This window comes from Streptomyces sp. NPDC047042 (assembly GCF_040644035.1).
GTDB lineage: Bacteria > Actinomycetota > Actinomycetes > Streptomycetales > Streptomycetaceae > Streptomyces.
Window position 1 is genome coordinate 1 of record NZ_JBEYVP010000051.1, and the last position, 21362, is coordinate 21362.

17 protein-coding genes and 2 pseudogenes are annotated in these 21362 nt (G+C 69.7%); 5 read left to right on the forward strand and 14 right to left on the reverse strand.

Annotation, left to right across the window (positions count from 1 at the left end; translation table 11 throughout):
• The 4 genes from ABZ855_RS41345 to ABZ855_RS41360 all read right to left on the reverse strand — a co-directional run.
• Positions 1–470: beta/gamma crystallin domain-containing protein (locus tag ABZ855_RS41345; protein WP_360816783.1), on the reverse strand; the 470-nt coding region annotated here is incomplete at its 3' end.
• Between the two features lie 168 nt (positions 471–638).
• On the reverse strand, positions 639–1058 hold the full coding sequence (locus ABZ855_RS41350; protein WP_360816786.1) for a roadblock/LC7 domain-containing protein: 420 nt from the start codon (positions 1056–1058) through the stop codon (positions 639–641).
• Positions 1055–3082, reverse strand: a complete 2028-nt coding sequence (locus tag ABZ855_RS41355) for a nitrate- and nitrite sensing domain-containing protein (RefSeq protein WP_360816789.1) — start codon at positions 3080–3082, stop codon at positions 1055–1057. Before ABZ855_RS41355 ends, ABZ855_RS41350 begins: the two co-directional genes overlap by 4 nt.
• Positions 3083–3565: 483 nt before the next feature.
• The gene (locus ABZ855_RS41360) at positions 3566–5206 is read right to left on the reverse strand and encodes an oxidoreductase (protein ID WP_360816793.1); all 1641 of its coding nucleotides are present in this window, start codon (positions 5204–5206) and stop codon (positions 3566–3568) included.
• Positions 5207–5413: 207 nt separating this feature from the next.
• Between ABZ855_RS41360 and ABZ855_RS41365 the strand changes: the two genes are divergently transcribed.
• Positions 5414–8383: a M36 family metallopeptidase gene (locus ABZ855_RS41365; protein ID WP_360816796.1), complete on the forward strand. Its 2970-nt coding sequence runs from the start codon at positions 5414–5416 to the stop codon at positions 8381–8383.
• A 73-nt stretch (positions 8384–8456) separates the two neighbouring features.
• Here the strand turns inward: ABZ855_RS41365 and ABZ855_RS41370 are convergent, their stop codons facing one another.
• Together ABZ855_RS41370 and ABZ855_RS41375 are read right to left on the reverse strand one after the other, a co-directional pair.
• The gene (locus tag ABZ855_RS41370) at positions 8457–10148 is read right to left on the reverse strand and encodes a cellulase family glycosylhydrolase (RefSeq protein ID WP_360816799.1); all 1692 of its coding nucleotides are present in this window, start codon (positions 10146–10148) and stop codon (positions 8457–8459) included.
• A gap of 117 nt (positions 10149–10265) precedes the next feature.
• Positions 10266–11246 (reverse strand): helix-turn-helix domain-containing protein, encoded by a 981-nt coding sequence (locus ABZ855_RS41375; protein WP_360816802.1) that lies wholly within the window; start codon positions 11244–11246, stop codon positions 10266–10268.
• Positions 11247–11341: 95 nt separating this feature from the next.
• Between ABZ855_RS41375 and ABZ855_RS41380 the strand changes: the two genes are divergently transcribed.
• The gene (locus ABZ855_RS41380; RefSeq protein WP_360816804.1) at positions 11342–12463 is read left to right on the forward strand and encodes a saccharopine dehydrogenase NADP-binding domain-containing protein; all 1122 of its coding nucleotides are present in this window, start codon (positions 11342–11344) and stop codon (positions 12461–12463) included.
• A gap of 279 nt (positions 12464–12742) precedes the next feature.
• On the opposite strand, the pseudogene ABZ855_RS41385 reads toward ABZ855_RS41380, so the two are convergent.
• From ABZ855_RS41385 to ABZ855_RS41410, 6 genes and pseudogenes are all read right to left on the reverse strand, one after another.
• Positions 12743–13049, reverse strand: a pseudogene (locus tag ABZ855_RS41385) (hypothetical protein).
• Positions 13050–13097: 48 nt separating this feature from the next.
• Positions 13098–13910: an aminoglycoside phosphotransferase gene (locus ABZ855_RS41390; RefSeq protein ID WP_360816807.1), complete on the reverse strand. Its 813-nt coding sequence runs from the start codon at positions 13908–13910 to the stop codon at positions 13098–13100.
• A gap of 74 nt (positions 13911–13984) precedes the next feature.
• Positions 13985–14131, reverse strand: coding sequence for a hypothetical protein (locus ABZ855_RS41395; protein WP_360816810.1), 147 nt, complete (start codon positions 14129–14131; stop codon positions 13985–13987).
• The gene (locus ABZ855_RS41400) at positions 14128–14913 is read right to left on the reverse strand and encodes a radical SAM protein (RefSeq protein WP_360816813.1); all 786 of its coding nucleotides are present in this window, start codon (positions 14911–14913) and stop codon (positions 14128–14130) included. Before ABZ855_RS41400 ends, ABZ855_RS41395 begins: the two co-directional genes overlap by 4 nt.
• Positions 14859–15179, reverse strand: coding sequence for a hypothetical protein (locus ABZ855_RS41405; protein WP_360816816.1), 321 nt, complete (start codon positions 15177–15179; stop codon positions 14859–14861). The genes ABZ855_RS41400 and ABZ855_RS41405 overlap by 55 nt, the downstream gene beginning before the upstream one ends.
• Before the next feature lie 100 nt (positions 15180–15279).
• On the reverse strand, positions 15280–15660 hold the full coding sequence (locus ABZ855_RS41410) for an ATP-binding protein (protein ID WP_360816819.1): 381 nt from the start codon (positions 15658–15660) through the stop codon (positions 15280–15282).
• A 294-nt stretch (positions 15661–15954) separates the two neighbouring features.
• Between ABZ855_RS41410 and ABZ855_RS41415 the strand changes: the two are divergent.
• The 3 genes and pseudogenes from ABZ855_RS41415 to ABZ855_RS41425 all read left to right on the forward strand — a co-directional run.
• Positions 15955–16074: pseudogene (locus tag ABZ855_RS41415) on the forward strand (helix-turn-helix transcriptional regulator); the annotation flags it as partial.
• Positions 16075–16215: 141 nt separating this feature from the next.
• Complete coding sequence (locus ABZ855_RS41420) at positions 16216–17199, forward strand: transcriptional regulator (protein WP_360816931.1); 984 nt, start codon at positions 16216–16218, stop codon at positions 17197–17199.
• A gap of 14 nt (positions 17200–17213) precedes the next feature.
• Positions 17214–17567, forward strand: a complete 354-nt coding sequence (locus tag ABZ855_RS41425) for a hypothetical protein (protein WP_360816822.1) — start codon at positions 17214–17216, stop codon at positions 17565–17567.
• A gap of 185 nt (positions 17568–17752) precedes the next feature.
• On the opposite strand, the gene ABZ855_RS41430 is transcribed toward ABZ855_RS41425, so the two are convergent.
• The gene (locus tag ABZ855_RS41430; RefSeq protein ID WP_360816825.1) at positions 17753–19174 is read right to left on the reverse strand and encodes an ATP-binding protein; all 1422 of its coding nucleotides are present in this window, start codon (positions 19172–19174) and stop codon (positions 17753–17755) included.
• Between the two features lie 126 nt (positions 19175–19300).
• Positions 19301–21163, reverse strand: coding sequence for an ABC transporter ATP-binding protein (locus ABZ855_RS41435; RefSeq protein WP_360816934.1), 1863 nt, complete (start codon positions 21161–21163; stop codon positions 19301–19303).
• Positions 21164–21362 lie beyond the last annotated feature (199 nt).

Consider the following 21362-nt stretch of genomic DNA (forward strand, 5'->3'; position numbering starts at 1 on the left):
CAAGGCGACGGCCACCACGAAGTAGACCCACTCAACAGACCGGGGTCGGTCCCATTACATGAGCCGACCCCGGGAACATTCCGTGAGCGCCCACAGTAGATGGTGATCTGCTCGATCTTGTGGACCTTGCCGCTGGGGGCACCGGACGCGCGGCCGAAGTCGAAGGCCATGTACTTGGGGAGTCGGCCCGAGTCCCACTGCGGGCCGCCCAGGACCGTGCGGTACTTGATGCTGACCTCGTTGTTGCCGGTGTTCATCCATCCCACGCCGTAAATGGCGACGTCGATGGTGCCGGCGTTGGCGAAGCAGGGATCGACGCCGTCGGTCTCGAAGTAGAGGAACTCACCGTAGGTGCCGCAGTCCACCCGGTTGATGGCGTGGGCCGGGAGAGCGGTCGCGACGGTGGTTGCCAGCGCGGCGACGGCCACACCGGCGAGGTGGAGGGCACGGCGTCGGATGGGGGATCTCATCAAAGGCTCCTCTGTTTCGCGTCAATTCGAGGAGTGAGACGGGCCGGCGGTCGAAGAAGTTGTCACGAAACGGCAATGTCACCGAACAACGCCCGCAAGGACAAAGGCGATTGCTCTCCCGTACACAGCCTCTGCCCTTACGCCTCCCCCCCTTGCAGTGCTGCGCGGCTAACCCGCCCCCAGCGGCGCCGAATTCAGCTCCCGTACCAGTTGTGGAGTGAGGAGTTCGCCCGCTCGGTCGGCCAGTACGGCCATTTCGTAGCCGACCAGGCCTACGTCGCAGCCCTCTGTGGCGAGGACGCCCAGGCAGCTGCCGTCGCGGATGCGGCCGACCATGAGGAAGCCGCCGAGCATTTCGATCATGACGAGTTTCATGCCTCGGAAGCCGTGTGTCGTCGCCGCGTTCTGGGCGAGGCTGGTGATGCCGGAGACAACGGCGGCGAGGTGGTCGGCGCGGTCTCGGCCGAGGTTGTCGGAGGCGGCCATGAGCAGGCCGTCGGACGAGACGGCGACGGCGTCGGTGACGCCGTCGGCGGTGCGTACGAACTCCGAGACGAGCCAGCCGAAACTCTGGACGGCGGTGGTCACGATGGCGCTCCTTGGGTGCTTCGGGGTGTGCTTCGAGGTGTGCTTCGGGCCTCGGCGCGGGCAACACCTGCCCGGAAACCGTTGAGCAGGGCGGAGACAGCGGGAGCGGGTGGGGTGGTGGGTGTGGGTGTGGGTGTGGTGGAGAGGGGCTGCGGAGGGTGCGTCGGGGCCAGCAGGCGGCCGGGTAGGACCAGGAGGGCCGACAGGCCGCCGCCCGGGGTGTCGAAGAGGTGGACCTTCGCGCCCTCGCCGAGGCGCTGCGCGAGCCGGCCGACGACGAGGTGGCCCAGGAAGCGGGTCGGCGCGGCGAGGAACGCGTCCTCGCCGGAACCGGAGAGGCGGGCCTCCGCGCGTTCCTTGTCGGCCGGCGACATGCCGACGCCGTGATCGACGACGGCGAAGCTGTACGTGTCGTCCTCGGTGTCGTACCAGCCGTGCACCTCGACCCGTTCGGTCGGGGGCGAGAACGTCAGCCCGTTCTCCAGGAGTTCGGCGAGGAGGTGGGCGACATCGGCGACGGCGTGGCCGCGTACGCGCACCGGCTCCACCACCGCGATCAGCACCCTGCGGTACTGCTCCACCTCGGCCACGGCGGACTGGACGACCTCCAGACCGTCGGCGGGCGCCGCCGTGGGCCGGGGCGGATTCTGTCCGGCCAGGACCAGCAGGCTCTCGGCGTTGCGCCGCATCCGGGTGGCCAGGTGGTCGAGTTCGAAGAGCTCGGCGAGGGCGTCCGGGTCGAGTTCCTGCCGTTCCAGACGGGTGATGAGGCTGAGCTGACGGCGTACGAGATTCTGGTTGCGGCGGCCGAGGTTGGCGAGCGATTCGGTGGTGTTGCGGCGCAACCCGGCCTGCTCGGCGGCCAGTTGGACGGCCGTCTGTTCCACCTGACGCAGGGAATCGGCGACTTCGGCGATCTCGGCCGCGCCGCCCAGTGGTTGCGTCTGCGCCTCGGGGAACTCCACCTGGTCTCGCGGGGACTGTTGGATACGGGCGACGGTCGCCGGGAGTCGGTTCCGGGCCACGTCGTGGGCGGCCTCGGCGAGTGCGCGGAGGGGGCGGGTGAGGGAGCGCGAGGCGAAGGCGGCGAGGGCGGCGACCAGGGTCGCCATCAGCGCGCCCGCGAAGAGGTAGGCGGCCAGGGCCAGTTCGGCGTCGTGACTGAGCTGGTCGGACCGGTCCCGTACGTCGTCGCCGACCGTCTGCTGGACGGCGTACAGGTCGTCCACGAGTACGGTCATCGCGTCCCACCAGGTGGCGGCGTCGGCGCGGAGTGCGGAGCCGTCGGCGGCGGCTTCCGCCCTGCTCTCGTAGGCGGTGGCGCGGGTGGCGTCCTTCGTGGCGAACGCACGGGTGAGAGCCGTGAGTTGGGGTACCGTGGCGACCTGCCGGAAGCGGGTGAGGGCGGCTACGCGGGTGGCGCGCACCTCGGTGAAGGTCAGGTACTCGCGGTTGTGGAAGGCGCCGTCGGCGAACACGCCGTTGAGCAGGCCACGTTCGAGGGCGACGGACTCCTTCGCCGCCGCCAGTTCCCGCAACGCGGCGAGTCCGTCGCGCAGTTGGCGGTCGTCGCGTGTCGCGGTGTCCGCCACCGGGTCGACGGCGTTCAGGGCGTCGACGGCGGTGGTGTAGAAGGTGAGGGTGGCCGTGCGGTCGGCGGCGCGGGCCGTGGTGCTCTTTTCGCCGGCGTTCCGGTCGGCGGCCGTGCGGATGGCGGTCAGGCGGCGAAGGTCCCGCTGCACGACAGCCTCTACGTCGCGCTCGGAGCGCATCGCCCGCAGTGCCGTGTCGACGCGCTTGCGAGTCGTGGCGAGTTGTGTGCGGTATCCCTCTTCGCCGCCCAACAGGCCGTTCGTCAGGCCGCGTTCGCGTTGCAGCTGATGCACCAGCGCCTGGACGCGCAGACTGAGGCCGACCTCGGCGCGGGTCGTGCGGGCGTCACCCACGGCCTCCGCGCGGCCGTATACGGCCAGCCCGGCCACCGTCAGCAGCAGACAGATCGGGACGGTGATGACCACCGCCACCCGGCCCCTGATGGTGCGCCAGCCGGGCAACGGGCGGCGGGGAGGAGCCGCGGGGCCGCGGTGGCGACGCGACGCCCCGGCACTCGCCTCACCTCCTGCGATCACCTCACCCCCGGCGATCACCTCATCTGACGCACTCCCCGTATCCCCGGCCGTACCCCCAGCACCCCCGGAAACGTCCCCGGAAACGCCCCCGGAAACGCCCCCGGAAGGGTCCCTCCCGACAACGCGCTTGCCGTCTGCGCCGACTGCGCCGGGTCTGCCGAGTCTGACGACCAGTCGCCGTAATGGCGTCCACACCCTCATGTCCCGAAGCTAGTCCCATCGCCGCAGCGGCCGGTTTCGGACCTGTTAGACCCCGTGAGGACTTGGATTGCGGCGAACTCACATCCCTGGTCAGCGGGGTGAGACCGCGCACTCAGGATGTGGGCTCATGGCCCGTGGCATCAGCATCGGCAACCGCCCGAGAGCACCGAGGACGGCTCACTGTCGGCTGATCGCGCGGGAGATGCCGGCGGTGACCGTGGTGGCCAGGATCCAGCCCGCCGCGATCAGGCCGTAGGCCAGCCACTGGGCGGTGTCCCGTGGGGCGTAGGCGCCCTCCTGGCCGAAGGTGAAGATCGGCACCAGCAGATCGAGTGTGTAGAAGACGGCGTTGAACTGTGGCGCCTTGCCCGCGTCGAGCGGGGCCGGCGGATGCAGGCCGAAGTACAGCGCGCCGCAGACGAGCAGTGCCAGCAGCCAGAGTCCGGCGCGGAGCGGGCGGTAGCCGTAGCCGACGGCGGCGTCCTGGATGTGGCCCCAGGCGCGGACCTGCGGGGCGAGGGTGGTGCGGCGGTGGCGCTGCTTGGCGAGCAGTACCGTACGCGCTTCGTCCTCGTGCCCGAGTCTGCGGTAGGCCGCCGCGAGTTGCTCGTACGGCTGCGGAAGGTAGCCGTCACCGGCGCGCCGGATCCAGCGGACCCGCTCCGCCGCCGGGAGGGGAGACGCGAGGGCGTCGTACGTCGTCTCGGCCAGCCTCAGGTCGGCGGGCCAGGTGTCCGGGGCGTCGTACAGCGTGCCCAGGTGGGCGTTGCGCGCGTCCACCGTGCCGTCGATCCGCTGCCGGGTGCGCAGGTCGGTCTCCCTGGCCCGGGTCGCGCGCAGGGAGAGGGCGATGCCGTCGGGGTGGGTCAACGTGGCGTCGCGGAAGCTGAGTTCCGTACCGATACGCGTGCCGTCGAGGGTGATGCCGCCCTCGACGGTCAAGCCGCGGCCGAGGTCGAGGTTACGGCCGACCGTGACATCGACCGCCTCCAGGGCGATGTCGCCCGCGTTGCCCAGCCGGGCACCGCAGAAGCCGATGCCCGCCCCGACCGTGGCGCCGGAGAGGATGATCCGGCCCTCGGCGCTGAATCCGGGGTGGAAGGTGAAGTCCTCGGTGACCCGGACGTGGTACGCGTCCAGGGCGTGGCCCCCGGGGTTGCGCAGCGCGACGCCCTCGAGGTCGAACTCGCCGTCGATGCTCGCCCCGGAGAGCCGGAACCCTCCGTCGACCGCCAGGTTGGTGCACAGCGCGTCGCCGCCCACCGCGAGGTGGACGGCGGAGATCGCCTCGACGCCGGGGGACACGATCACCGTGTCCCGGAGGTCCAGATCACCGTGGATCTCGGTGCGGGTGAGGATGAGAGGCCCCGTCAGGCGACAGCCGGCGAGAACCAGCCGGCCGTCGATCCGCGCCGTGTCGGCGACGAGTCCGGGCAGGTGGCAGCCGGTCAGGACCAGCTCCCGGGTCCCGGCACCCCGTAGATCGGGCGCCGCGTCGAAGCTGCAGTCGGACAGGACGACGGGTACGGAGATCTCGGTGAACCGGAGATCCAGGCGTCCTGTGACCCGCGCGCCTGTCAGGCGTAGCGCGGGGCGGTCGCCCGGCGTGTGTTCGGGGCCGGCGCCGAGCAGCAGCGCGGCCAGGACTTCGGCCCGGACCGCCTCCTCCTCCGCTGCTGCCGCTGCCGCTGCCGCTGCCGTTGCCGTTGCCGTTGCCGTTGCCGCCGGTACCGTGCCGTCGCGAACGTCGACGGGGCGGCCCTGGGAAAAGGCTTCCCACAACCGCCGTTCAGGAGCGTTGAGTTCATCGTGGCGCACGATCGATGATCTTCCCCGCAGGGCTGTGCTCCGGACAAGCCTCCTCGACTTCCCGTGCGAACGGGGCGCAACCCCTGAGGACTGTGAGACTCCTGTGAAATCTGGACTTCCGGACTTCCTGATGTGCGGGCTTTGCTGCGAGGTTGGTGATCTACAACTCGGCTGCCACACGCGGTCGTTGAAACCTCACCCCCCACGAGGCGCAGCATGGCGAAAGCCCCCTTCTCACGCAGAACACGCGCGTCCATACTCACCGCGACGGCCGGCCTCTCGCTGGCCGTCGCTCTGCTGCCGGGCGGCGCGAGCGCGGCCCCCGGCGATCCGGTGGGCCGCCCCGCGGCCGACTCGGACGCGCACATCGGCTCACCGGCGGCCGACGGTCCGCCGGTCATACCCTCGCAGCAGTCGCTCGCACGGAGCGACGCCCGGCTCACGAAGGCCGAACAGCGGCCCGGCGTACGGCAGTTGCGCAAGCAGCTCGGGACGCAGGGTGTCCTCGAGCTGGACCCGGACACCGGTACCGCACGACAAGTTGCCCGGCTCGACGGGTACTTGACGTCAGCCAGTGGCGCCAACCCGGAGGACATCGCCCGGAACTACCTGCGGGCGCATCCCGATGTGTTCGGGCTCTCCGCCGCTCAGGTCCAGGACCTGACCCTGCGCAAGCAGTACACCGATGTCGCCGGCACCCGTCACCTGTCGTTCGTCCAGTCGGTCGAAGGTGTCCCGGTGTTCGGCAACGGCGTCAAGGCCAACGTCGCCCGCGACGGACGGCTGATCAGCGTGCTGGGCTCCCCGGTACGGGGGCTGCCGTCCACGCTGGCGCCGGCCAAGGTCAGCGGAACGCAGGCCCGGCGCAACGCCCTTCGTGACATCGCGGGCGCCGGGGACGTCACCCTCGGCGCCTCGGACACCGCCAAGCAGGTGGTGTACACGGAGCCGGGCGGCGTGGCCCGGCGGGCGTGGCGGACGGTCACCGTGCCCGACGGCCAGGGCATGTGGCTGCACGTCGTCGACGCGGCGACCGGACGAGTGCTGTACCGACAGAACCTGTCGTCCGACCTCTCTTCCGACGCGCGGCCTGCCGCGCCTGCCGCGTCGCTCACCTCCGGCAAGCCCGTAAACGTAAAACAGTCCACCGGCCCCCTCCTGCGTACCGGCAAGGTGCTGGTCTGGGACCAGTACCCGGGTGCCCGGTCCGGTGGCAAGCAGCACACCCGCCATCTGACCGCCCGTGGCTGGCTCCCCCAGGGCGCCCAGACCCTCAACGGATCGGTCGGGCACGTCTTCAGCGACGTCAACGACAACGACAAGGTGGACCCGGGCGAGGAGATCACCCCTGCGGCCGACGGGACGTTCTCCTTCCCCTTCAAGCCGTTCACCGGCGACGGCTGCGGCACACCGCTGCCCTGCTCGTGGGACCAGAAGACGCCGAACTCCTGGCAGACCAACCGCGAGCAGAACGCCGCGCAGGTCTTCTACTTCCTCGGCACCTTCCACGACCATCTGGAAGCCGGCCCGATCGGCTTCACCCGGGCCGCCGGCAACTTCGACAGCCGGGACGGCGACGCCGTGCAGGCGCAGACCGACGACGGCGCGGCCATCAAGGACGGCCTGCCCGACGGCGACCACCTGAACAACGCCAACATGGGTACGCCGCCGGACGGCCAGGCGCCCACGATGCAGATGTACCTGACCGGGTCCATACCGGGCTTCAACGTCCTGCAGGGCAACTTCGGCGACGACGCCGCCACCGTCTACCACGAGTACACCCACGGCCTGTCCCACCGCCTCATCACCGACGCCGACGGCGTCCCCGCCCTCAACAGCCAGCAGTCGGGGGCCATGGGCGAGGCGTGGAGCGACTGGTACGCCCTCGACTTCCTCAACAACGAGGGCCTGCTGAAGGACAACCGGCGCGTCGACGGCGACGTGAACCTCGACGCCCCGGGCTGGAGCGACGAACTGCCCGCGCGCACCCAGTCGATGGACTGCCCGGTCGGCGCCACGTCGGCCAAGTGCCAGGGAACCGACGCCGCGGGTCCGGGCGGGTACACCTACGGCGACTACGGGAAGATCTCCTCCCGCGGCGGTCCCGAGGTGCACGCCGACGGCGAGATCTGGGGCCAGACGCTCTGGGACCTGCGCAACACCCTCGGCAGCCGGCTCACCGAGTCGCTGGTGACCCGCGCGATGGAGCTGTCGCCCGTCAACCCGTCCTTCCTCGACCAGCGGAACGCCATTCTGCAGGCCGACACCGTGGTCAACGGCGGGCGTGCCCACGACCGCATCTGGAAGGTCTTCGCCCACCGGGGCATGGGCTGGTACGCCGCCGCCCTCACGGGTGACGACGTACGGCCCGACGAGGACTTCTCGCTGCCGCCCGGCCCGGACACCCCGCTGGCCACGCTCACCGGCAAGGTCACCGACACGCTGTCCGGCAACCCGGTCGGCGGGGTCACCGTCAGCATCAGCGGCCACGCCTCCGGCTTCCCCGGCGCCGACCTCTCCGCCGTGAGCGCGGCGGACGGCACGTACGCGATCCGGAACGTCCCCGAGGGCACGTACCGGAAGGTGTACGCGAGCGGCGGCGGTTACGAGCCGCAGATCCGTACGGTCACCGTCGCCTCCGCCACCGCCGACTGGGCGTTGCGCCGGAACTGGTCGGCCTCCTCCGGCGGCGCCGAGATCGCGGAGTTCAGCGGCGCCGACTACAGCGACTTCGGCTGCGGACCCGCCGGCCTGATCGACATGGGGGGCTCCGTCTGGGGTTCGGAGGCCAATGGCGGCACCAACGGCACCGGGGTCGACCCGGTCCACAACACCGTACGGCTGCCCGTGGCCGTGGACGTCAGTGAGCTGCGCGTCGACCCGACGTCGGGCTGCGGGGACGACCTGACGGCGTCCCTCGGCGACTACCGGATCGAGACGTCCCCGGACGGCACCACCTGGGCCACCGCCGCCGAGGGCCACTTCTCTCCCGCCGACACCGGCCGGGAGAACGTCGTGGCCCTCAACACGGGCACCGGGCAGAACGTCCGGTACGTCCGTGTGACGATGCTGGGCAACCAGGCCGTCGACAACGGCGTGGACTGCGCGCAGGACAGCGGCTCGTCGGGCTGTCTCTACATGGACATGTCCGAGCTCATCGTCAACGGCACGGCCCGCCAGGGCTGACGGAACCGGTAACCAGCAAGTCGTGGGGCGGCGTTCCGGCAACGGAACGCCGCCCTACGGCAGTTGATGGGGATCAACTGGTCGTGCAGGCCGTGCCGTTGAGGGTGAAGGTGGTCGGCGCCGGGTTCGTCGCCCCCTTCGCCCCGATGAAGCCGACCGTGACCGAGCCCGCCGCCGGGATCGTGGCCGTGTAGGAGGCGGGTACGACGCTCACGTTGGCGCCGGTCTGCGTCGGCGTACCGCCCCACATGTTGCTGATCGTCTGGCCGCCCGCGAAGGCGAAGCCCAGCTTCCAGTTGGTGAGGGCGGCCGTGCCCGTGTTGCGCAGGGTGATGTCGCCCTGGAATCCGCCCTGCCATTCGCCGACGACCCGGTAGGCGACCGAGCAGCTGACGCCCGGGGTGCCGCCGCCCGGGGACGTGGTCACGTTCACCGTGGCCGAGCGGGGCGAGCGGTTGCCGGCCGCGTCCCGTGCGTACACGGCGAAGGTGTACGCGGTGGACCCGGTCAGGCCGGTCACCGTGACCGTGTTGGTGGTGGAGGCGGCGGCCGTCGTCTCCGTGGTGCCGTTGACGCGGACGACGTCGTAGCCGGCGACGCCAACGTTGTCAGTGGACGCGGTCCAGGTCAGGGTGGTCGACGTGGCGGTGGTCCCGGAAGCGGCCGGGGCGCCGGGAGCCGTCGGGGCCTGCGTGTCGGTGCCCGTGCCGCCGCCGTAGATCGTGGCCTCCTTGGAGGTCTGCGCGATGCCGTTGGCCCCGTTGAAGATGCGCTGGCCCCAGGCGCTGAGCTGCTTCGGGTCGAAGCCGATCGACAGGTCGAGGATCGGGTCCGTGTTGCCGCTCCACGACCAGGCCAGATAGCCCAGTTTCAGCTGCTGGGCGGTCGCCATCATGGTGTCCTCGTCGGGGTCGCCCCACTGGTCGGCCGGCCCGCCGAACTCACCGATGAGGATGGGGAGTTTGGCCGTGACGAAGGCGTTGAGATAGTCCGTGATCTCCGCCGCCGTGTCGAAGACGCTGTACATGTGGATCGAGAAGATCAGGTTGCCGGTGGTGTCCGCGTTGTACACGGTCTGGGCGTTGGCGCGCATGACGCCCTGCCAGTCCTGGCCCCAGTTGGGCGCGTCCACCATGATCGTGTGCTGGAAGCCTGCGGCACGCAGCTTCTGCACGGCGGCGATGGTGGGGGCGGTCCAGCCGGCCGGATCGGTGTTGCCCCAGGGCTCGTTGCCGATGTTGATGATGACGTAGTTCTCCTGGCCCTCGAGCACGCTCTTGAGGCCGATCCAGTAGTCGGCCGCCTGGTCGAGCGTCCCGGCGGCGGCCTCCTCGCCGTAGCCGGTGGTGTCGTGCACCTCGAGCACGCAGATCAGCCGGTTGGCCTTGCACTGGGCGATGACGGCGGCCACGTCGTCGGCACTGTTCTTGGTCCAGCGATGCCCGTCGGCGAGGACGACGCGGACCGTGTTGGAGCCCAACGCCTTGACGTCCCTGAGGGATTGGGTCTGCGTCGGGTACCAGGTGTGGGCGTGGTTGACGCCCCGCATCACGAAGTCGTTGCCGTTGCCTTCGAGGAGACGGCCGCCCGAGATGTGCAGGCCGGTGGCGAGGGCGCCGGTCGGTGCGGCCTGCGCCTGGGTGGGGGTCGGGGCGAGCGCCAGCAGGCCGAGGAGGGTGGCCAGGGCGGTCAGCAGGACGGCCAGCGGGCTCTTTCGCGTGGTGCTTTTCTTTGTGCTTCTCGTTGTGCTTCTCGTAGTTCTCACTGCGACTCCAGGGAGTGGGCGCCAAGAAACTTCAGCATCAGCAGAAATATGGGAGCGCTCCCATAAACCCACTAGGGCAGGGACACGTCAAGGATTCGCACAGACATCGGCCGCTCGTCAGCGGGTCAGGGACCGTGCGCTGCGGAACGTACGGCGATAGGTGTCCGGCGGGACACCGACCGTGCGGGAGAAGTGGCGGCGCAGGGTGGTCGCCGTGCCCATGCCGACGGCCTCCGCGATGGCGTCGACGCTGTCGCCGGTGGCCTCCAGCAGCTCCTGGGCGCGCCGGATCCGCTGGTTCAGCAGCCACTGCAGCGGGGTCGTACCCGTGACGGTCCGGAACTGGCGACCGAGGTGGCGCGAGCTCATGTTCGCCCGGCGGGCCAGGTCCTCCACGGTCAGCGCGCGGTCGAGCCGTTCGATCGCCCACGGCAGCAGCTCGGCGAGCGGATGGTCGTCCTGGACGGGCACCGGCGCGGTGACGAACTGCGCCTGACCGCCGGCCCGGTGCGGGGGTACGACGAGGCGGCGGGCGACGGTGTTGGCGATCGCCGGGCCGTGGTCGAGGCGTACGAGGTGCAGGCACAGGTCCATCGAGGCGGCCTTGCCGGCGGAGGTGAGCACGCTGCCGTTGTCGACGTACAGCACGTCCGGGTCGACCTCGACGAGGGGGTGGCGGGCGGCCAGGTCATCGGTGTGCGCCCAGTGCGTGGTGGCGCGCAGACCGTCCAGGATTCCGGCGGCGGCCAGCACGAAGGCGCCGGTGCAGAGGGAGGCGATGCGGGCTCCGGCGTCATGGGCCGCGCGTACGGCGTCGACCAGTTCGGCGGGCGGGGCGATGTCGATGTCGGCCCAGCCGGGGACGATCACCGTTTCGGCGTACGGGAGTTGGTCGAGGCCCGCGTCGGGCTCCAGTCGGAATCTGCCCAGGCGGACGGGGGCGGGGCCGCAGACGGCGAGGTCGTACCAGGGGAAGGCCAGACCGGGGAGACCGGAGAGGTCGGAGCCGAACACCTCGTAGGCGACGGCCAGTTCGAAGTGGAGCATGCCGTCGGTGAGGGCGAGGGCGACGGTCCTGGTACCCGGGTTCACGCTCATGTCCGTAATTGTACGGGGCATGTCGTTCCGGACACTCGTGCGGGGCGGCGGGCGTCGCCAGGATGGTGGTCATGCGAACAAGACGGGGAGAAGTCATGGGATCGGCAACGGAGTTCGGGCAGACGGTTTCCGCGCAGACGGTTTCAGCGCAGACGGTTTCCGCGCAGACGGTTTCCGCGCAGACGGCGCCTGGTCAGACGGTTGTGGTGTACGGCGCGTACGGGCACACCGGGCGCTTCGTGGTGGCGGAGCTGGTGGAGAAGGGGTTCGTCCCGGTCCTCTCCGGGCGGGACCCGGAGCGGCTGCGGGAGTGGGCGGCGGTGTCCCACCCGGGGCTCGAGGTCCGCCCCGCCTCGGTCGACGACCCGGGCTCGCTGGACCAGGCCCTCCTCGGAGCGGCGGCGGTGATCAACTGCGCCGGGCCCTTCGCGGCGACGGGGGCGCCGGTGATCGAGGCGGCGCTGCGGGCCGGGATCCCGTATGTGGACGTGGCGGCGGAGATCGAGGCCAACCTCGACACGTTCACGCACTTCGGGGACCGCGCGCGGGCCGCTAACGCGGTGGTGGTCCCGGCGATGGCGTTCTTCGGCGGCCTCAGCGACCTGCTGGTCACGGCGGCGATGGGCGACTGGACGTCGGCGGACGAGGCGCATGTCGCGTACGGGCTGAGCAGCTGGCACCCCACCGCCGGGACGCGCGTCGCGGGCACGGTCTCCCGGGACCGCAGGAACGGCCGCCGGGTCCGCTACAGCGGGGGCGCACTGGAGTACCACGACGACGCCCTGCCGACCCTGAAGTGGACCTTCCCGGACCCGATGGGCGCCCGGGAGGTGATCGGCGAGTTCTCGATGGCCGACGTGGTCACCGTCCCGAGCCACCTGGCGATTCCCGAGGTGCGGTCCTACATGGCGGCCGACGCGGCCAGGGACCTGGCGGCACCGGAGACCCCGGCACCGGTCGCGGTCGACGAGGACGGGCGCTCCGCGCAGACGTTCGTGGTCGACGTCGTCGTACGGTCCGGTGGGGTGGAACGCCGGGCGGTGGCGAGCGGGCGGGACATCTACGCGGTCAGCGCACCACTGGCGGTGGAGGCGGTACGCCGAGTACTGACGGGGCGGGCGCGGGAGGTGGGGGTGCTGTCGGCGGGGGCGGCGTTCGAGGCGACCGAGTTTCTGGAGGCGCTGTCGGCGCATGTGTCGGTGGAGTTGTTTCGGTAGAGGGGTGGGGGTGAGTGGCCCTGTCCGGGCTGGAGCCGTCCGGACAGGGGCGAGGCTTGCAGGCTCGGCCCGCACCGGCAGCGGTCCTGCGCCGGGCGCCCAGCAGTTCTTCGCACCAGGGGGACCGGTTCGTCGGTGATCGCCGACCTAGCTAAGGGTCCCATCAGGAATAGTATCGACGGCGATAGTATCGCCAGCGCTACTATCCGGATCCGCCGGACGCCGAACCCGTCCAGACTGAGGCGGACCCCGGCTCGGTCCCCCGCGAGGCGGCTCCAGTTACCTGCCCGACGGCGCTGCGACGACAACGACTCGATCAGCCTCGACATCGAACCCGAGCACCGGATGGCCGTACTCGCCCTCCGGGTCTGAAGATCGCCAACACATCGGCCGTGGGCCAGACCCGCAGGTCCGGGCACTCGGCATCCGCCGGTCGGGACAGCACGGCCGCCGCCCGAGGCACCGGAAGCACCACCTCTCCCTCGGAGTACTGGCACCTCCAACCCTTCTCCGCGACAAGGTCGAGGACCGCCTGCCAGTCCCCCACCGAGGCATTCGGGACACGCACGTCCGGCAACGCCCCCATCAAGTCCAAGTCGAAAAAGCACGCCACGTCGTACTGGGATCCGCGAAGTCACGTCGTCCGTACGCGGTGAGCGGCCCACGCCTTGGCGGCCTTGTGGACGTTATGGGTCCACGGGTTGGGTGACTCCTCGGCGATCTCGCTCCAGAGGCTTTCGTTGGCTGCCGCGAACGCGTCCAGCCCGGTCTCGGGAGCCTCACGGAAGGCAGGAACACGAGAAGCCCATTGCTCGGCGCTCCCTGGCGTGTGGCCGCCCTCGGCGATCAGCCAGACGACCCAGTATCCGGCGTCCAGCCAAGGGGCGCCTCGGGTGGCCCACGCCCAGTCGACGAACCACGCTCGTCCTTGGCCGACCAGGACGTTGGTGGGGTTCGGGTCGGTGTGGCAGAGAGCGTCTCCGGTGAAGTACGGGAAGGTTGCCGCAGACGCGTGCTCCCGCAACCGGTGTCCGGCGTCCTTGAGTTCTACGCCGTCCGGCGCGCGCAGCTTCGACAGCCGTTCCAGAGTCGCAGCGACGAGCGGGAGATCGTCCGAGCCCGGCGCGTAGTCGGCATGGCGTCCGTCGAGAGCGTCGAAGGCGACGAGATCCCATCCGCCGGCCTGGAGGTGCCACCGCACGCGGGGAGAAACGTCACTCACGTATGGACTGACGACCGCCTCTCGGTGCTGGGTCCACACGCGGGGGTGATCTGCGGGCAACCCCTTTACGTACACCTCGCCCTGTTCGGATGTCAGTCGGGCGGCGAGGGCGGAGTTCAAGCCGGATGACACCGCTTCTGTGCTCAGGAGCGGGCCTGTGCGGGCAAGTACGGAGACCTGGACATCGTCGGGCAGGTCGGCGAAGTCGATGCGATCGGTCGGCATGGGTGCACTTTTACAGAGACGGCGGGTGGCCCCGCACAGCGCGACACGGCTGTACAGGACCACCAGGAGAGTTGCTACTGGTACGGGTTGTCGTCACCGCAGCCGGGGATGGCGCCCGTGGTCAACTCCTCGACGTTTTCTACGACCGTCACGCCCACCAAGTCCACCGGTTCGACCTTCGAGGCAGGCAGTGGTGCGATTTCGACAGCAACAGCGGTCATGCTGATTCTCCTTCTCGGTGTTGGCAGTAGTTCTCCAGTGGTGCCTTCGCAAGCTGGTACGCCTTCGCCATCGGGCGGCAGACCCTGCAGGTTCCCGAGAGCTTGCAGCCCGAGCAGCCACCAGTGCGAAGCATTTGTGCGTCGGCCAGGGCGGGCAGCCCGTGCAGCCCGGCGACGCCGTTCGTCATGAGGTCGATGGGGTTTTCGCGGCCGACCTTGCACATCGTCGCGAGCCCGAAAGGGTCGACATGGAAAAAGGTGTGGCCGGCGGGGCACCCCCGGAAGACAGTGTTTCCGCCGAGAAATCGAGGGGACTGCGCGGCAAGCGGGTCCGGCTGTCCGTCATAGGTGGGGGAGATCGACCCGTACTCGCTGAACCGATCCGCGTACTCCCGCGCGATGTCGCGCATGGAGTCGGCCTCGTGTTCGTTGTGCTTGGTCATGATCAGCGTGATGGCCACGGGGATACCCGCCGCCCTGGCCGCTTCGAGTCCCTTCATGACGAGCCGGAACGATCCCTTCGTACGGGTAAGGGAATCCGCGGCCTCCTCACTTGCCCCGTACAGACTCACAGTGACCTTGTGCGGAGGCATCCGCGTCAGAGTGTCGAGCACCTCGTCACGGTGCAGCCGACTGCCGTTGGTCAGAATCTCCAGCAGCATCCCGCGCTCGTACGCGTAGGCATACGCCTTGAGGAAGTCGCGGTCGATCATTGGCTCCCCGCCGGTCAATTGAAGCCAGTGCGCTGCGCGAGATAGCACATGGCGCAATTGAAATTGCATCCCTTGTTCAACTCCCATGTCGCTCGCGAATAGTTCAGCCGCGTGCGCGCGCGGACAATCACTGTTTCGTTCATCGACCGCCCAGCCAGCCTCAGGTCCCAGGCACTGTTGGCGGCGTCCACCAGCCACTCAGGCACCAGAGCGCCGGTGATGTCAGCTGCGGCGAGTTCGTCGTACTGGGCGGCCTTCAACTGGACACCGCGCCGCGCTCCTGGCCGTGCCACGAGATACGTCTGCTGCTGTGGACTGGCGATCAGCGTGTGCATCTCCATACATCCCTTCGTGATGGTGGGCGGCGGTAGCTGGTTGGGGACATCGCCCCAGCACCGCGCTCCGCCAGATCTCGGCCTCGGTCAGATCCGTTGCTCAGGCGAGCCCTGGCTTCTCACCGCCCTCGACGACCAGTTCGACCCAGACCGTCTTGCCCCGGCGGTGCAGGTCGTAGCCCCAGCGGTCGCCCATGACTTCAACCAGAAACAGCCCTCGGCCACCCTCCCGACCGCTTTCGCCTCCGCCCATCTCCGGGAGGCGGGAGGAGTTCTCGGTGACGCCGATCCGTACGCGGTCGATGGCGATACGTCGGACAGAGACGTGGATGAGGCGACATGCGGTGTGCTGGACCGAGTTGCCAACCAGCTCGGAGACCATGAGCATGCCAGTTTCCACCAGGTCGCTCAGGTTCCACGTGTGCAGCGCAGCCGAGACCAGGAGACGGGCGCGGCGTGCGGTCCGGGGCTCACAAAGCATGGTTTCGGTGTATCCGGGTGGCCCTGTAGGGGCGGGTCTCTGGGCAGTGCTCATGTGGGGGTCCAGGGCTCGGAGGGGGCGACGGTGAGCAAACGGGGTATGGGGGCCTCAAACGCGGCGCCGGAGGACGCCGCCGAGAACGGATGGCCCACGGGTGGTACTCGGCGACTGTTACCAGTCAACAACGGTGCGTTACCGTCTCCCAGAGCGTGTTCCGAGCAGCACCTGGGCGTTTCCCAGGCGTTGAACGATCCGGTCTCGGAAAGCGCGGTGTGCGAGGGGAACATCGTCACGATGGTCAGGCGTGAAGCGTTGGCGGAGCGGAGATCGGGCTGCGGCTACTCTCAGGAGGAGATGGCCGAACAGCTCGGCGTCGCCACGTCCACCGTGGTGCGCTGGGAGGCGGGGACATCATCACCACGGCCCTACCAACGTCCCCGTATTGCGCAGCTCCTCCTGCTGCGCCCCACTGAGCTGGACGTACTTCTCAACCGCGTCCCTGCGTCACCAAGGTCGTGTGCAGCCCCCGACCCTCTCCTGAAAACAGGTGACGACGTGAGACGCCGCGACGTACTGGCGCTGCTCGCCGTGACGGGTGCGCAGATAGCTCTGCCGGGCGCCGACCTCTCGCCTCTCGGATGTACAGCCGCGGTTGCCGCAGAGTCCGGCGGGGAGTTGCACCGCAGCCTCTGGCAGGTCTACGCGCTCTCGGATTCCAAACGCGCCGTCTTTCCGGCCGTACGGCATCAGCTCGACGTCCTGGTCCGGAGCCTCGACGAGGTTCGCAGCCCCACGGAGCGACAACAGATCTGCACATTGATCGCGGATATCTACCAGCTCGCCGGCGAAGTGCTCTTCGACGCGCATGAGTACACGGACGCCGCACACTGCTACGCGCTCGCGGCCAACGCTGCACAAGGGGCTGGGAATTACGACCTGTGGGCTTGCGCCATGACGCGGCACGCCTACGTCGAGCTGTATACCCAGCGGGCCTTCTCCGCCGAGCCGCTGCTGGACGCCGCCTTCAAGGTCGCCCAGCGGGGCGACAGCACTCTGTCGACGCGTTACTGGGTAGCCGCTGTCCAAGCCGAGGCATACGCCTACTTGGGAGACAGCGACTCGTGCATGCGTGCCCTGGACGAGGCCGAGCGGGTACAGACACTGTCCGGCCAGATCCACAACGGCGGTTGGCTGCGATTCGACGGCTCCCGGCTCGCCGAGGAACGCGGCGCGTGCTACCTCCAACTCGGACGCCCAGACCTCGCCGAAGAGGCCTTGACTACCGCGCTGGCCCAGGATCTCAGCCTGCGGCGACGCGGCGCCGTCCTCGTCGACCTGGCGGCCCTGGGCATCCAACAGGGCGACGTCGACCAAGCTCTCCACTATGCCGACGCCGCCCTGACTCTCGCAGACCAAACGCACTCGGGGTACATCGGAGCCAAACTCAGTGGGCTCCGGCCACGCCTTGCCACCCTTGCCTCGAATGACCGAACCTCAGACCTGGAACACCGGATCGCGGCTCTCGCAGGTGCCGCATGACGACAAGGAACCGCATGGCGGACGGCAGGGTTTTCCGCGAGGCTTGGATCGCGGGCGTGCACAAGCACTTCCCGGGCGAGCCCAAGGCGAGTTACGTGACTCCGTGGGAGGACACCCCGGAGTGGGAACGTGAAGCCGCAGCGGCCGTGTGCGAACAGGTACAGCAGTTCCTGCAGTTGAGTGCCGGTCACGCGGCCCGTCTGAGTCGCGAGACGAAGAGCCGGTTCGTCGCGACCTGCTGGACGGCCCAGATGTACAAGCACTTCGAGAACCCTAAGCCGGGTTACGTCGCCGACTGGCCCGAATTGCCCGAGTGGCAACAGGAAACCGATGCCGACATCTTCGAGGCGGTCGAGCAGGCGGTCTGACTGTGCGGGGGCGCATCCGGCGAAGGCCTCGTGGCCAGGTCTCGCGGTCAGGCCTTGTGGTCGAGCAAGGCCGCCGAGCCCCATGGGTCGGACCCGGCGGTCGGGCCCCGGCGCCCGCTGGTCACATCCGGTGGTTGAGCCCGGCCGAAGGGCCCGGCGATGGGCCCCAGCGGTCCGGTGTCCGTTCAGGTCCTGCGCCAGGCGCTCAGTAGTTCCCCAGGGCCGTACGACGCCTGGAGGCCGGAGCAGGTGATTCCGTTGCGGGAGACCGCCACCAGCGGGACCGGGTCGTCGGTGATCGCCGACCGGTGTTTCTGCAGCGCGGCCAGGTCGTGGCTGTCGAACGCGGAGTTCTCCAGCCACTTCACGGACCCGAGGAAGAGCAACTGCTTGGCCACCGGCTGCCGGTCGGCGCCCACGAGGTCGATCTCGATGTCGTTGCTGCGGGTCCAGTACCCGCCGATCGCCGGGGCGGCGGGCAGGTGCCCGTCGGGGAGGAGGCGGGCGAGGGACTCGCGGACCACGGGTTCGATCGCGCGGCCCCGCCAGCTCGTCCACCGCTCCTTGATCCGGCTCAGCGTGAGGTCTCCCCGCAGCCGTTCGATCTCCGCCATGTGGGGATCGAGAAACGCGAGCCAGAAGCGCAGGTAGGGGTCGGCCACTCGGTAGCGGCGTTCCTTCGACGGCCGCAGCGAGAGGGGCAGTTCGGCCGCGACGACCCGTTTCTCGGTCAGGACGTCCGTGGCTCGGGTGAGAGTGGTGTGGGCGACCCCGCCGGCGGCACGCGCGATGTTGGTGAAGGTGCGCTCGCCGCTGCCGATCGCCCGTAGGACCTCCCTGCTCATCGCCTGCGGGGGAAACTCCGCGGCCAGCGAACGTTCGGCGGACACCAGCAGCGCAGAGATGGGGTTGTCGAGGGAGTCACGGAGGAACTCCCAGACATCCGCGCCGGGCCGCCACTCGGCGCAGATCAGCGGGAGGCCGCCGGTGATCAGGGTGGCGTCGAAGGCGGCTGCCGGTTCCAGGTCGAGCATCTCGCCGATGTCGGCCGGGTTGAGCGGCCCGACGACCATCTCCCGTCCACGCTGATGGAAGGGGCGCTCGTAGCTGTTCAGCGCCTCCATCATCGACAGGTCGGAGCCGACCAGGAGGAGAAGCACCGGCTTGCGGCTGAGCAGACGATCCCACGCCCGCTGCAGCATGCCCTCGAAGGCGTCGATGCGGTCCATGAGATACGGCACCTCGTCGATGACGACCACACTCGGGGTGTCGTCGGGGAGGGCGTCGGCAAGCAGCCGGAACGCCGCGTTCCACTGCGTCGGGGTCTCCTCGGAGAACAGTTCCCTCCCCGGCAGGGTGGACCGGGCGACGGAATCGAGGAGCTCCGTCAGCTCGTCCTCAGCGGTGCCACCGGCGGCGGTGAAGAAGAGGTACGGCGTCTCGGTACGCCGGAGAAACTCCTCGACGAGGCTGGACTTGCCGACCCGGCGCCTGCCTCGCATGAGGATGCACTGACCTGGCGCGGTCGATCCGACCGCGCCCTGAACGGCCTGCAAGGCGTTGCGGAGCACGGTCAGCTCGCGGTTCCGGCCGATGAAGCGGCGCATGAGGATACTCCCGTCGGCAATAGTATCTGTGGAGATAGTATCGCCAGCGCTACCATCCTGCTCGGATTGAGCCCAGGCAGCGGCCGGACCGGATGCACGAGAGCTGCGGCGCCCAGCCCGCCCCGGTCACCCCTCCCCGTCCACCCGATACTGCTCCGACTGCACCAGATACATCCGCCGGAACAGCCCCGGCCCCTCACCCCCCGCCCTCAACAGCTCCTCGAACGTGCCGTGTTCGGCGACCCGGCCCCGTTCCAGGACGTAGATCTCGTCCGCGTGCCTCACGCTGTGCAGGCGGTGGGTGATCAGGATGATCGTCTGGCCTGCCGCGGCGAGGCTGCGGATCTGGTCGAAGACTCGCTGCTCTGTCTCCGCGTCCAGCGCGCTGGTCGGTTCGTCGACGACCAGGATGCGGGCGTCGCGGTGCCGGGCGCGGGCGATGCCCAGGCGTTGCCACTGGCCGCCGGAGATCTGGTGGCCGCCCTTGTAGCCGCGGGCGAGCAAGGTGTCCCAGCCTCGGGGCAGGGCGGCGATGGTCTCGTCGGCGCCCGCGTACTCGGCGGCGGCGTGCAGGAGGGCGTCGTCGTGCGGGGCCTCGGGGCGGCCGATGGCGATGTTGACGCGGGCCGTGAAGGGCCAGCGGTAGAAGTCCTGGGCGACAACCGCGATCCGGTCGAACAGCTCGCCCCGGTCGAGCTCGGTCGAGTCGATGCCGTCCCAGAGGATGCGCCCGGTGTCGGGCGGGTACAGCCCGCACAGCAGCTTGGCGAGGGTCGACTTGCCGCTGCCGTTGTTGCCGACCAGCGCGATGATCCGGCCGGTGGGGATGGTGACGTTCACCGCGTCGAGGGCGGGCTCGGTGGCCGTGCCCGGGTAGGTGAAGGAGACGTTCTCGAAGCGGATGGCGTCGATACGGGCGGGCAGTGGGCGGCCGGTTTCCGGGATGAGCCTGCGATCCGCCTCCTCGCACAGCCGTTCCAGGTCGGCGACGAACAGGCTCTCCTCGTAGAGGTAGTTGAGCTGGACGACCAGCGCCTCCAGGTTGGCGGAACCGGTCCGGATCGCGATGACCGCCGTACCGGCGACGGCCAGGTCCATGGCTCCCGTCCACAGCAGCAGCCCGAGCACGCCGTACGCGCCCGCCGTCGCGACGCCCGTCCATCCGGAGGCGATCAGGCCGGTACGGGCGGCCAGCGAGGCGAGCCTGGTCTGTTCCCGCTCCCCCGTCTCCGCCATGGTCCGGAAGTGGCGCAGCAGAAACGGCCCGATGTTGTGCACCCGCACCTCGGGCGCGGCCTGCGTGTCGATCAGCAGCCGCCCCAACAGCTGTCCCGCGCGGGCGTGTTGGACCCAGGTGTGGAAGGAGACGTACCGCCTGCGGGCGATGGTGAGGGCGCTCCAGGCGCTGGGCAGGGTCATCAGCGCGAGGAGCGGGAGGAGGGCCGGGTGCAGCACGGTCAGCACCCCGGCGGCGGCGACCAGCGCGATCCCCGCCGTCATCACGGACGTACAGAACCGGATCATGCGCCGCGCGGACTCGGCGCCCCACTGCGCGGAGTCGAGCAGCTTGTGGAACTCCTCGTCCTCGACGGCGGCCAACTCGACCCGGGCCACCCGCTCCAGGTACTCCTCGGTCGCCACCCGGAACACCTTGGGCTCCAGCCGCCCGGTCCCGGCCGTGGACACGGAGCGGAGCAGCGCGCCGACAACCGCGGTGACCGCCACGAGGATCAACGCCGGTACGGCGGCCCGCAGTCGGTCGGTGGTGTCCCCGTCGCCGAGCAGCTCGCCGAGGACCCGGTTGACGGCCACGAGCCCGACCGCCTGCGCCACTCCCCCGCCCAACTCGGCGATCGCCACCCGGCGCAGAGCACGCGGGTCGGCACGGTCGGCGAGCCGGATGGTGGCGGCGATCAGCCGGGGCATCCGCGCGACCATGGTCCGCAGCCCCAGCGCCAGGAAGGAGCCCTGGTGCTGGTTCCAGCCCATGTCGTAGCGCAACGGGCCCCCGAACAGGAGCCGTTCGGACTCGGAGACACCTTCGTCGTTGCCGCTGTCCTCTCCGGCCTCTTCCCCGGCCGCCTGTTCTGTCTGCTCTGCCCTCTCCGCTCCCTCTGCTCCCTCCGCCTGCTCCGCCCCCTCCGTCTGCTCCGTCTGCTCCGTCTGCTCCGTCTGCTCCGTCTGCTCC